11 protein-coding genes are annotated in these 12,206 nt (G+C 63.5%); 6 read left to right on the top strand and 5 right to left on the bottom strand.

The features are described 5' to 3' along the window. Positions 1-124: 124 nt before the first annotated feature. Together ABID16_RS19520 and ABID16_RS19515 are read left to right on the top strand one after the other, a co-directional pair. Complete coding sequence (locus ABID16_RS19520; protein WP_354558039.1) at positions 125-1,057, top strand: VOC family protein; 933 nt, start codon at positions 125-127, stop codon at positions 1,055-1,057. 62 nt (positions 1,058-1,119) lie between these two features. Next, complete coding sequence (locus ABID16_RS19515) at positions 1,120-1,743, top strand: alpha/beta hydrolase (protein ID WP_354558038.1); 624 nt, start codon at positions 1,120-1,122, stop codon at positions 1,741-1,743. A gap of 83 nt (positions 1,744-1,826) precedes the next feature. Here the strand turns inward: ABID16_RS19515 and ABID16_RS19510 are convergent, their stop codons facing one another. From ABID16_RS19510 to ABID16_RS19495, 4 genes are read right to left on the bottom strand one after another with little or no spacing between them, the layout of a single operon-like run. Next, a complete protein-coding gene (locus ABID16_RS19510) occupies positions 1,827-2,762 on the bottom strand; it encodes a beta-keto acid cleavage family enzyme (protein WP_354558037.1) in 936 nt (311 codons plus the stop codon). Between the two features lie 14 nt (positions 2,763-2,776). Further along, the gene (locus ABID16_RS19505) at positions 2,777-3,577 is read right to left on the bottom strand and encodes a TIGR03084 family metal-binding protein (protein ID WP_354558036.1); all 801 of its coding nucleotides are present in this window, start codon (positions 3,575-3,577) and stop codon (positions 2,777-2,779) included. After that, positions 3,574-5,568, bottom strand: coding sequence for an acetyl/propionyl/methylcrotonyl-CoA carboxylase subunit alpha (locus ABID16_RS19500; protein WP_354558035.1), 1,995 nt, complete (start codon positions 5,566-5,568; stop codon positions 3,574-3,576). Before ABID16_RS19500 ends, ABID16_RS19505 begins: the two co-directional genes overlap by 4 nt. Further along, entirely contained in the window at positions 5,565-7,121 is a 1,557-nt protein-coding gene (locus tag ABID16_RS19495) for an acyl-CoA carboxylase subunit beta (protein WP_354558157.1), read from the bottom strand. Before ABID16_RS19495 ends, ABID16_RS19500 begins: the two co-directional genes overlap by 4 nt. A 276-nt stretch (positions 7,122-7,397) precedes the next feature. On the opposite strand from ABID16_RS19495, the gene ABID16_RS19490 reads away from it, so the two are divergent. From ABID16_RS19490 to ABID16_RS19475, 4 genes are read left to right on the top strand one after another with little or no spacing between them, the layout of a single operon-like run. Then, positions 7,398-8,036, top strand: coding sequence for a TetR/AcrR family transcriptional regulator (locus ABID16_RS19490; RefSeq protein WP_354558034.1), 639 nt, complete (start codon positions 7,398-7,400; stop codon positions 8,034-8,036). Further along, entirely contained in the window at positions 8,036-8,869 is an 834-nt protein-coding gene (locus ABID16_RS19485; protein WP_354558033.1) for an SDR family oxidoreductase, read from the top strand. Before ABID16_RS19490 ends, ABID16_RS19485 begins: the two co-directional genes overlap by 1 nt. 41 nt (positions 8,870-8,910) lie before the next feature. After that, a complete protein-coding gene (locus ABID16_RS19480) occupies positions 8,911-10,491 on the top strand; it encodes a long-chain-fatty-acid--CoA ligase (RefSeq protein ID WP_354558032.1) in 1,581 nt (526 codons plus the stop codon). Between the two features lie 22 nt (positions 10,492-10,513). Further along, entirely contained in the window at positions 10,514-11,302 is a 789-nt protein-coding gene (locus tag ABID16_RS19475) for a crotonase/enoyl-CoA hydratase family protein (protein WP_354558031.1), read from the top strand. A 133-nt stretch (positions 11,303-11,435) separates the two neighbouring features. On the opposite strand, the gene ABID16_RS19470 is transcribed toward ABID16_RS19475, so the two are convergent. Further along, positions 11,436-12,191: a 5-formyltetrahydrofolate cyclo-ligase gene (locus ABID16_RS19470; RefSeq protein ID WP_354558030.1), complete on the bottom strand. Its 756-nt coding sequence runs from the start codon at positions 12,189-12,191 to the stop codon at positions 11,436-11,438. Positions 12,192-12,206 lie beyond the last annotated feature (15 nt).

Raw genomic sequence — 12,206 nt, 5'->3', positions numbered from 1 at the left:
GGATAATTTCATATTTTGCAATAATATTGTCAAATTTATTTCTATTCACAAAGGAGCGGGTTGGGGCCATTTTCTGCCCATCGAAGGACGCAAACACGGCGTCCCAGCAGAAAGGACCAAGGCTATGCTTACTCAGATCAAGGGATTGCACCATGTGACCTCCATGGCCGCAGATGCGCAGGTCAACAGCGATTTCTTCACCAAGACGCTGGGTCTGCGACGCGTCAAGAAGACCGTCAACTTTGACGCTCCGGAGGTCTACCACCTCTATTACGGCGACGAAGTCGGTACGCCCGGCTCGGTCATGACCTATTTCCCCTTCCCCCACATCGCCGCCGGCAAGGCAGGCGTTGGCGAAGTCGGCGAAACCTATTTCGCCGTTCCCAAGGGTTCGCTCGGCTACTGGCGCGAACGCCTTTCGAAGCTTGGCGTGCAGGGTCTTGCCGAGACGGAAGCCTTCGGTGAAAAGCGCCTGCGGTTTGCCGGCCCCGACAATGACGGCTTCTCGCTGATCGAAGTCGATGGCGACGAGCGGACCGGCTGGCTGCAGGACGAAATCGGCGCCGCCGAGGCGATCAAGGGTTTTCACGGTGCGAGCATGCGCCTGAAGGATGCCGGCGCCACCCGCGAACTTCTCGGCTTCATGGGCTACCAGAAGGTCGACGAAAAGAACGAGTGGTCGCGCTACGCCATTCCCGGCGGCAACGGTGCCGATTTCATCGACATCGAAACGCTGCCCGGCGCAGGCTTTGCCCGTCAGGGCGCCGGCTCGGTGCATCACATCGCCTTTGCCGTCGAAGACAGGGCGGCCCAGCTGGAAGTCCGCAAGGCACTTCTCGACACCGGCTACCACGTGACCCCCGTCATCGACCGCGATTACTTCTGGGCGATCTACTTCCGCACCCCTGGTGGCGTCCTATTCGAGATCGCCACCAACGAGCCGGGCTTCGACCGCGACGAGGATACGGCCCATCTCGGGCAGGCTCTTAAGCTGCCGACCCGCTATGAGCCGCATCGCCAGCAGATCGAAGGCCTGCTGCAGCCGATCGTCGACTAAGGCCGAGTTTCACCAGAAAGACAGCGGGACTGGAAACAGTCCCGCCTGTCGGAGATGATCACATGACACACGCATATCATGCATTCACGAAGGCGCCCGCCCCCGGCGCTCCACTGATCTTCGCCTTCCATGGCACGGGCGGTAACGAATTCCAGTTCAATGAACTGATCGGAGAGATCCGGCCGGATGCCGGCATCGTTGCACCGCGCGGTGATGTCAGCGAATACGGCGCGCTCCGCTTTTTCCGCCGCACCGGCGAAGGCGTCTATGATATGGACGACCTGACACTTCGCACCGAACGGATGGCAGCCTATATCGCCGCGCAGAAGGCAGCGCATCCCGGCCATCCGGTCTACGGCCTCGGCTATTCGAACGGCGCCAACATTCTGGCTTCGGTGATGTTCGAACACCCGGACCTGTTTGAAAAAGCCGCGCTGCTCCATCCTCTGATCCCATGGGAACCGAAGGCAAACGAAGACCTGAAAGGCAAGACGATCCTGATCACCGCCGGCGAACGGGACCCCATCTGCCCACTCCCGCTCACGAAGCGGCTGATCTCGTATTTTGCCCAACAGGGAAGCCGGGTGGAAACCGCCTTTCATTCCGGCGGGCACGAGATCCGGCAGGGCGAATTGCAGGCGCTGGCACAATTCTTCAGCACCGCAAGCAAGGATGCTTTGACGTAACCGGCAACCACAAAAGCGGAGGGAGGCGGGTTACAGCGGCATGCGCCTCCCCACAATGCCGGGGCCGCTTTCGTTACTCATTTTCACGCAGTTTCTGACCCGAAACCGGTTCCCACTTTCGCTGGAATTGCTCTGGCGCTCAGCGCACCGTCGGCGGAACGAAAAAGCATCGCCCGCGCCTCTGCGGGCGTGGCGATATCGCGGCCCTCCTTGCGGGCGGTCGAGACGAGGGCTTCAATGAGATCGCCATTGCCCCTCGCCCGCGCCCCATCGGGCAGGTAGAACGTGTCCTCCAGCCCCGTGCGCAGCATGCCGCCGAGGCGGGCGGCGGCGGCATGGACTGGCCAGATCTCCTCCCGGCCAATCAGCGTCGCCTGCCAGCGTGCCCCCTCCTGCAGATAGTCCTTCAGGATCGGGAGCAGGCGCGCATCGACCGGCATGCCTGAAGCCACGCCCATCACGAGATTATATTGCGCCCGCGCGAGCATGCCGTTGGCGATATACATGGCCACCGAGCGGACGATGCCGGTGTCGAAGCACTCCATTTCCGGCAGCGTGCCCGTCTCTCCCATCACGTCGAGAAAGTCCTGCACCTTGGAGGGCGGATTGTCGAAGACCATGGGCGGCCAGGCCCATTCGCCATTGGAGCGGATCTTGAGATAATTCAGGGTGCCGGCATTGCAGGCTGCGATTTCGGGCTTCAGAGCGCGCACGACATTCAGCGGGCCCTGATAATCCGGGCCGACCACGCCCGTCGTGGCATTGATGATGATGCCGGGACAGGCGGCGCGGATCGCCTCCACGATCTCCCCGGCCACCGCCGGCTCCCAGGAAGGCAGATGCCCCTTGCCCGGCTCCTGCCGGCGGAAATGGATATGGATGATCGCCGCGCCCGCATCATAGGCCTCGCGCGCCGAGGCTGCGCATTGCGCCGGCGTCACGGCGATATTGTGCAGGCTCGGGTCGGTCAGGACGCCATTCAGCGCACAGGTGACGATCGCTTTTTCGGGTGCAGTCATCTCACGATCCAATCTTAGTTCACAGCGGTGCGGTGTCGCGAACCGGCCACGGGCGGCTTTTCCGGCGGACCGGCAAAGCATTGCGCATGGTCCATCCATGTCCGCGCCACATCCCCTTCGATGACGAGGGCGGTATCGGCGACTGCACGCGTCTGCGTGACGACGGCGGCAAAATCCACCGCCGGGCCGGAAATGCGGCCCGCGCTCGCCTCGCCGAAGGTCCAGACCTCGCCGGACGGCGCCATCAGCTGCAGTTCCGGCATGGTTTCCGGAACCGACAGACGATTGACCTGATGCGACCAGCCGAATGTGTTGACGCCCAGCACGACGAGGTTGCGGATGCGGTCGCTCTCCGGCCGGACGCGGCCGAGCAGATCGAAGACCTCGAAACCATGCGCCCAGGTCTCCATCTGCCGCGCCGTGATGGCTGAGCGCGCCGACATGCTGGGGCCGACCCACGGGATGCGCTGTTTGGGATCGATGTCTGCAAAGCGCGTGGCGATATCCTCCGCCGTGTCCTTCCAGAGCGTGAAGAGCGCGCGGCCGCGCTCCGGGATCGTCCCGTTTTCGTAAACCCGGAGCCCGCCTTTACTCAGCGCGGCCATCAGCGGCTCCAGCATTGCCTTGAAGGCTGCCTCGTCGGTGGCGGCGAGATCGACGGCCTTGTTCCAGAAGTGCAGGTGGACGAGCACATCGTTGATCGTCCAGCCCTTGAACTGCGTGGGCTTCGAGAAGGTGGCCTCACTCTCCCCTTCGAGAAGGGCGGCTAGCGTGCGGCTTTCAGCACGAAAATCTGCGGCTTCTTTCAGACTCATGCGGCGTCCTCCTCGATTGAAACCATCAGCGCACCGGCGGCAAGCTGCTGGCCCTTGGCGATGCGGACTTCGGCGATCGTTCCGCGCGCGGTGGCCTTCAGCGTATGTTGCATCTTCATCGCCTCAAGCACGGCCAGCGGCGCACCGGCCTCGACCGTCTGGCCCGGCTCGACCAGAACAGAAACGACAAGACCCGGCATCGGGGCAACGACGCGGCCGGAGCCTGCGGCTGCCGCTGCATCCTCCCACGGCCGATGCGGCTTGAGTGTGAAGCGGCGCGGACCGATGGCCAACAGCAGTTCGCCATCGTGGCGCTCGCTCCAGTGCATGGTCTGGCGCTTGCCACCGGCCAGCAGTACGGCCTCATGTCCCTCGATGCGGACGACCTCGATCCTGTGCTGCCAATCGCCACCTTCTGCAATCGTCCAGGCCTTGCCGGCGCAGAGGCCGGAGAGGCGGCGGAGCTTGCCGGCAAGCGTCACGTCGAGACGGGATGAGAGAGGTGCTGCGGACTGGAAGCCGATCAGGCACTCATCCGGCAGGGTCGAGGCGGCGAGCGCCTTGCGGCTTTCGAGCGTGAGCTTCAGCGCCGCTCCCATGGCGAGGCTGAGACTGTCGATCTCGGTTTCCTTCACACCGCCGGGGTAGTTCTCCCCAATAAAGGCGGTCGTGGCGCGGCCTTCAACAAAGTCGGGGCGCTCCAGAATATCGATCAAGAACTCGGCATTCGTGGAAAGCCCAAGCACGGCCGTTTCTTTCAACGCTCCAACGAGCCGCCGCCTCGCAATATCGCGCGTCGGACCATGGGCGATCACCTTGGCCAGCATGGGATCGTAGAAGGGCGACACCGTCTGGCCGGTCACGATACCTGCATCGACCCGCACGCCGAGCCCGCTCGCGGGCTGCCAGAGCGCGATATCGCCCGTCACGGGCAGGAAGCCGGCAGCCGGGTCTTCGGCGTAAAGCCGCACCTCGATGGCGTGGCCGTCGAGCCTCAGCGCGTCCTGGTCCAGAGGCAGCGGCTCACCTTGTGCGACGGCGATCTGCATGGCGACGAGATCGAGGCCCGTCACCATTTCCGTCACGGGATGCTCGACCTGAAGCCGCGTGTTCATTTCGAGGAAATAGAACTCCCCGTGATCATCCAGCAGGAATTCGACCGTCCCCGCACCGCGATAATCCACCGCGCGTGCTGCCTCCACGGCTGCCCGCCCCATGCGGGAGCGAAGTTCGGGCGAGACGACCGGTGACGGGGCCTCCTCGACCACCTTCTGATGCCGGCGCTGCACCGAGCAGTCGCGTTCGCCGAGATGGATCACATGGCCATGCGCATCGGCAAAGACCTGAATTTCGACGTGGCGCGGCCGGCGCACGGCCTTTTCGAGAATGAGATCGCCGGAGCCGAAGGCGCTCAGCGCTTCCGCCCGCGCCCGTGTCAGGGCATCCGCCAGCTCGGCGGGCTCTTCGACCAACCGCATACCGCGCCCGCCGCCGCCGGCCGAGGCCTTGACCATCACCGGAAAGCCGATGCGCTCCGCCTCGGCGATAAATGTCGCGTCTTTCTGGTCGAGCCCTTCATAGCCCGGAACGCAGGGCACGCCCGCGGCGATCATGGCGCGCTTGGCGCCCGCCTTGTCGCCCATGACCCGGATCGCCTCGACCGGCGGGCCGATGAAGATGAGACCAGCAGCGGCGACCGCTTCGGCAAAGCCGGCGTTTTCGGAGAGGAAGCCATAGCCTGGATGGATGGACTCGGCACCGCTGACCCGCGCGGCTTCGATGATTTTTTCCGGCCGGAGATAGCTTTCGCCCACTGGACCGGCACCGATCAGCACGGCCTCGTCGGCGAGCGCCACATGCGGCGCGCCGTGATCGGCTTCGGAATAGACGGCGATGGTGCGCAAGCCCAGCGCCCGCGCCGAACGGATGACGCGGCAGGCGATTTCTCCGCGATTGGCGATCAGGATTGATGAAAAGCGGGACATAGTCATGGGCGTGCGACCCCGAAGCTGTTGGGCCGAGGGCTGCGCTGGCGCGCCTCAAGGCAGGTGAGCAGGCAGAAGGCAATGACGCTGCGGCTGTCGCGCGGGTCGATCAGTCCATGGTCGAGCACCCGGCCGGATGTGTAGAAGGGCGAGGACTGCCGATCGAACAGAGCTTTGATCGCCGCCTCCTGCGCCGCCAGCTTCTCCTCGTCCAGTGCGTCGCCGCGCCGCGCGGCGCCGGCACGCGCCACGGCGGACATGGTCCGCGCCGCCTGCTCGCCGCCCATCACGCCGCTCTGGCTGCTCGGCCAGGCAAAGAGGAAATCCGGCTCGAAGGCGATGCCGGCCATGCCGTAATTGCCCGCGCCGAAACTCGCACCGACATAGAGCGTAATCTTCGGCACCTTCGCATTGGCGACCGCCTGGATCATCTTGGATCCATGCTTGATCATGCCGGCCTGTTCATAGGCCGTGCCGACCATGTAGCCGGTCGTGTTGTTGAGGAAGACGAGCGCGGTCCCGGCCTGTTCACAGGCCTGGATGAAATGTGTTGCCTTGGTGGCACCCGCAGGATCGATCGGGCCGTTATTGCCTAGAATGCCGACCGCGACTCCGTGGATGGAGGCCTGAAGGCAGACCGTCTGCGGGCCATAGCCGGGCTTGAATTCGGTAAATTCAGAGCCGTCCACCAGCCGTGCGACAAGCTCCCGCACATCATAGGGCACCTTCATGTCGAGCGGCACCAGTCCTGCGATCTCGTCGCTGGCGAGACGCGGCGGGGCAAACGTCCGGGGAACCGGCCTCATGTCGCGGTTCCAGTCGAGCCGGGCCATGACGTCGCGGGCCAACGCAATGGCGTGGACATCGTCCTCGGCGAGATATTCGACGAGGCCGGAGACGGTGGCGTGCATTTCGGCCCCGCCCAGTTCGTCCTCCTTCGCCTTCTCGCCGGTCGCGGCGTAGACGAGCGCGGCACCCGCAAGCGCTGCCATGCCGTTCTTGCGCACACCGATCACATAGTCGGACATACCGGGCATATAGGCACCGCCGGCGGTCGAGGGACCGTGCAGGACGGCAATGGTCGGCAGACCCGCGGCCGAGAGGCGGGCGAGATTGCGAAACACCGCACCGCCGCGGGCCCAGTCATCCACGACGTAGTTCATCAGGTTCGCGCCGGCACTTTCGACCAGATGGATGAAAGGCAGCTTCTGGCGCAGCGCAATCTCCTGCATGGAGAGCATGGCCTGTAGCGCAAAGGGACTGAGCGCGCCGGCATTGATGCCGCTGTCGTCCACAACGATCATGGCCCGCACGCCGGACACGAACCCGATGCCACCGATGAAGGTGGAGCCGGGAACCGAGGCCGCCTCATCCTTCGCATCCGCCATGTAGCCGGCAAGGCTGTGCAGCCTGAGATACGGCAGGCCGGGATCGAGTAGCCGCGCCAGCCGCTCTCGCGGCGTGATCTGGCCGCGCTCCTCGAAACGGGCGCGGCGCTTTTCCGATGCCGTTTCGGCCCGCGCCTCCAGCGCGCGAAGCTGCCTCACGGTTTCGAGCATGCCGTCCCTGTTTGCGATGAATTCCGGCGCCCCGGCATCGACCTGCGTTTGAAATGCCACGTCTTTCCTCCCTGTCCGGCCTGCACAACCGCCAGGCTTGCTGGCGAAGCGCTCCTCGGGCTTCGCCGGCCTGGCTCCAGAACCGGCCTTCAGCGAACTCTTTTTCATCCGCTCTGTCGAGCACTTGAAAACAAACCGTTCGTACGGTATGTTTGCCACAAGCTGGATGAAGACGTCAAGTCATCCATTGCAAAGACGCGCAGGAGGAGTGAGCCGATGACCGCATTCGAAGAGACGGAAAGGGGACCCCGCAAGCAGGCGGACCGGGTGCGCGACATGCAGGACCGGCTGATTGCCGCCACCGTCGTCTGCCTCGACCGCTATGGCTATTCCGGCACCTCGATTTCGGCGATCCAGGATGCGGCGGGCGTCTCACGCGGCGCGATCCTGCATCACTACCCTTCGCGGCAGGAGCTGATTGCCGCCACCGCCGCCCGCCTCCTCGACGCGGCACTGCGCCCGACGCAGGAAGGCCGGCCGGGACGTGGCGATGGCGCGAAGAATCTCGAGGAGCTGCTGCTCTTCTACTGGCGGCAGGTCATGAATGTGCCGGAAGGCCGGGCCTTTATCGAGATCCTCGTCGCCTGCCGTACCGACGAGGCGCTGGAATCGGCACTCTCCGACCTCTTCACCACTTGGGATGCGAAGGTCGCCGAAAGCGCCCGCCATCGCTTTGCCGCCTTCACCGACGATCCGGAAGATGCCGCTCTTCTCTGGTCGATCGCCCGCACTTTCCTGCGCGGCCTGATTATCCATTCCCGCTTCGTGGACGATCCCGCGCATCTGGAAAACATGGTCTGCCGCTTCGCAGCGCTGATCTCGCCGCAACTGTCCCTCAAGACCCGGGCGCATTGATGATGACAGACACACTCCAGGGCAAGACCCTTTTCATCACCGGCGGCAGCCGGGGCATCGGGCGCGAGATCGCGCTGCGGGCCGCCGCCAACGGGGCGAATGTCGTCATTGCCGCCAAGACCTCAGAGCCGCATCCTAAACTTCCCGGAACGATCCATTCCACCGTCGCCGAGATCGAGGCGGCCGGTGGGCAGGGTCTTGCACTGATGCTGGATGTGCGCGATGCGGACGCGGTGGAGGCGGCGGTCGCGCAGGCAGCCGGTCATTTCGGCGGCATCGACGCGGTGGTCAACAATGCCGGGGCGATCAGCCTCACCCCGCTTGCCGAGACCGGCGTCAAGCGCTTCGACCTGATGATGCAGATCAACGTGCGCGCGGTGTTCGTTACGGCCAAAGCCGCCCTACCATACCTGAGAAAATCGGCTAACCCGCATATTCTCAGTCTCTCCCCGCCGTTGAATTTCGGGACCCCGTGGCTGAAGCCCTACATTCCCTACACGGTCACGAAATACGCCATGACGATCCTGTCGCTCGGTCTCGCTGAGGAGTTGCGCGCCGACGGCATCGCCGTCAACACGCTGTGGCCGAAGACGACGATTGCCACAGCCGCCGTCGAGCACGAGGTGGATGCGAGCCTCATCGCCCGATCGCGCCATCCCGCGATCATGGCGGACGCGGCCCATGCCATCCTGACATCCCCGGCGGACACGTTCACCGGCCAGACGACGATCGACGAGGACGTTTTGCGCGCCCGCGGCGTCACCGACTTTTCTGCATATTGCATCGACCCGCAAGTGGAGGACCTTGCGCTCGACCTTTACGTGGACCCCTGACCACCATCGACATGTGAGCACATCACCATGGGAGGAGAGACATGCTCAACTATAGCGTCATTCTGGAGGACGCAGCGCGCACGCTGCCCGACAAGACCGCTTTCATCTTCGGCGAAAAGCGCTGGAGCTTCCGGGAACTGGATCAGGCGGCCGCCCGCATAGCGAGCGGGCTGAAGGCGCTCGGCGTTGAACCCGGCGACCGGGTCGCCGTCAGTTGCCCGAATGTGCCCTATATTCCTATGATCATGTTCGGCGTGCTGAAGGCCGGCGCGATCTATGTACCACTCAATATCCTCCTGAAGACGGAGGAGATCGCCTATCATTTGCGCGACTGCCGGGCGAAGGCCTTTCTCTGCTTCGAGGGAACGGAGGCGCTGCCGATGGGCACCTGGGGCCGTGCCGCTTTCGAGATGGTGCCAGGCTGCGACATGCTGATTGCCATCACCGCCGATCCCGCAGCGCCCTCGCCCTTCGAAGGTTGCCCGACACTTAGCCAGATCATGGCCGCCGCCGCGCCGGCCAAGGAAGCGGCACCGACCAATCCTGACGACACCGCCATCATCATCTACACATCCGGGACGACCGGCGACCCGAAGGGCGCGGAACTCACCCATTCCAACGTGATGATGAACACGTTCCTGCTGCGTGATCTGATGCACTACCAGCCGAGCGACGTGTCGCTGCTCGTCCTGCCGCTCTTCCATGTGTTCGGCCTGATCGTGCAGATGTCGTCCGGCATTCTGGCCGGCATCACACATGTCATCCAGCCACGCTTCGACCCCGAAACGGTCTTGCAGGCCATGGCTAAGGAGAATGTCAGTGTCTTCTGCGGCACGCCGACCATGTATTGGGCGCTGCTGCATCACGACAGTCCGACGGCACCGGACCCTGTCAGCATCGGCCGGCATCTGCGCTGCTGCATCTCCTCCGGCCAGTCCATGCCGGGGCCGACCCTGAAGGCCTTCGAGGAGAAGTTCTCGACCACGATCATCGAAGGCTACGGCATGTCGGAAGCCTCGCCCGGCATCACCTTCAATCGGCTGGAAATGCCACGCAAGATCGGATCGGTGGGGACGCCCTTCTGGGGTATCAACGTGCGCATTGTCGATACGGATGACCGCGACGTGGCGCAGGGCGAGACCGGCGAAATCATCTGCCGCGGTCACAATGTCATGAAGGGCTATTTCAACGCGCCGGACAAGACCGCCGCCGCACTTCGCGGCGGCTGGCTGCACACGGGCGATATCGGCCGCTTCGACGAGGACGGCTATCTTTATATCGTCGACCGGCTGAAGGAGATGATCATTCGCGGCGGCGAGAATGTCTATCCGACCGAGGTCGAGAAGATGCTGGCAGAACATCCCGCCATCTCGCTCGTCGCCGTCATCGGCACGCCGGACGAGAAATATGGCCAGGAGATCAAGGCTTGTGCCGTATTGAAGGTTGGCGCAAGCCTGACGGAGGAAGACTTCATCGCCTGGGCGAAAAACCGGATGGCAGCGACGAAGTATCCGCGCAAGGTGGAATTCATGCCGCAACTGCCGATGACGGCGACGGGCAAGATCCTCAAGAAGGAACTGGCGCGGCGCGAGCTTGCCAGATGCCTGCCGGAGCCGGCGTGAGCGAAGGCTGAAAGGAGAGATGATGCACGAGTATGAAACCCTGACGCTCACAGTGGACGGGCGCGGTGTTGCCATATGCACGCTGAACCGGCCGGAAAAGCGCAACGCGATGACCGACCGGATGCTGGCGGAACTGATCGACATGGCCGGCCGCATGTCCGCCGATCCCGACGTGCGTGCCGTCATCCTGACGGGTGCTGGCGACTTCTTCTGTGCCGGCGGCGATCTCTCCTGGATGAAACAGCAGATCGAGGCGGATCGCGCCACCCGCATGAAGCAGGCGCGCGGGCTGGCTGATGCGCTCTTCGTCCTGAATACAATGGAGAAGCCACTGATCGGCCGCATCAACGGCAGCGCCTTCGGCGGCGGCCTCGGCCTCATCAGTGTCTGCGATGTGGCGATAGCGCCGGCGACCGCGCAATTCGGCTTCACCGAAACGCGGCTCGGGCTCATCCCGGCCACCATCAGCCCTTACGTTCTGGCACGCATGGGCGAGGGCAAGGCACGGCGCGTGTTCATGTCCGCGCGGCTGTTTCCGGCCCATGAGGCGGTGGCGCTCGACCTTCTGGCGCGCGCTGTCCATACCGAAGACCTCGATGCCGCCATCGAGGCGGAAGTGGCACCCTACCTGACCGTCGCCTCGGGTGCCGTCGCCGCATCCAAGCGGCTGGCTCGCTCGCTCGGACCCCGCATCGAGCCAGAGGTCATCGAAGCCACGATCAAAGCCCTCGCTGACACTTGGGAATCGGAAGAGGCGCGTCATGGCATCGAGGCATTTCTGACCAAAACCCCGCCGCGCTGGGTGCGCTAAGGCAACTCAGGTGTCGAAACAGGACAATGAAGCTTCATAAGCCGGATATTGCCTGGGAGCAGCTTTTCGCCCACGCAGCACAGGATTATCGACACCGTGACAGGCTTGCGGAAAGGTCCTTCGGCCCAGGGTCTCAAAGGCCCATGGCTTTCAGTTCCTGCAAGGGCGGGATCGTATCGAACATGTGCTGGTCGAGACGATCCCATATGATCCCGCAGGTTGGCTTGTGGGGATTGTGGACTTCGATCGTGCGGGTCGGCGTGAAGATGATGTCGACTACGGTATCATAGACGTCCGGCGTTAGCTTTTCGACCAGGACCTGGCAATCATGGACGACGGCGGCGCAGGGGGTCGCAACGGATATACGACCGATCTGGTAAAGCATGCCCCATTCGGAATCGAAGAAACCGTGACCCTTGCCGAAACGGACGCCTTCATGGTTGATCGCACCCGTGCCCGTGACCATGTAGTCGACATTCGGAAGTGTCGCCTGAATTTCCGCAAGCGTCAGATGCTGGCCGACCCGCTCCATGCCATCTAACGTCGAGGCATAGAGATAGTGATCCGGCGCGATCTTGGCCGGATCGAGCAGCCAGAAGCCCCGCTTGATCGAATAGGTGGTCATCAGCACCACCTTGCCGTCCTGCAACGCCCGCAGTCGCAGACGGTCGAGGCAATTGTCGGGGGTAATGAAGATGAGCTCCGCATCGCGATAGAAGCTGTGATCGATCAGGCGATGAACAGCCTCCTCCCCGCCTTCAAAATCGGCAATGAATTCGCCGAAGTCGAAGTGGAAGCGGCTGTCGGCGACTGCGACCTTACGCAATTCGGTCCAGACGCGCTCGCGGACGGAGGACTTGTGGTCGGCGATTTCAGCGGCTGTAGACATAAATGCTCCTCTCAT

This window comes from Limnomicrobium aquaticum, from assembly GCF_040545545.1.
Lineage (GTDB): Bacteria > Pseudomonadota > Alphaproteobacteria > Rhizobiales > Rhizobiaceae > Ensifer_A > Ensifer_A aquaticum.
This window is presented reverse-complemented; position numbering and strand designations above follow the sequence as displayed.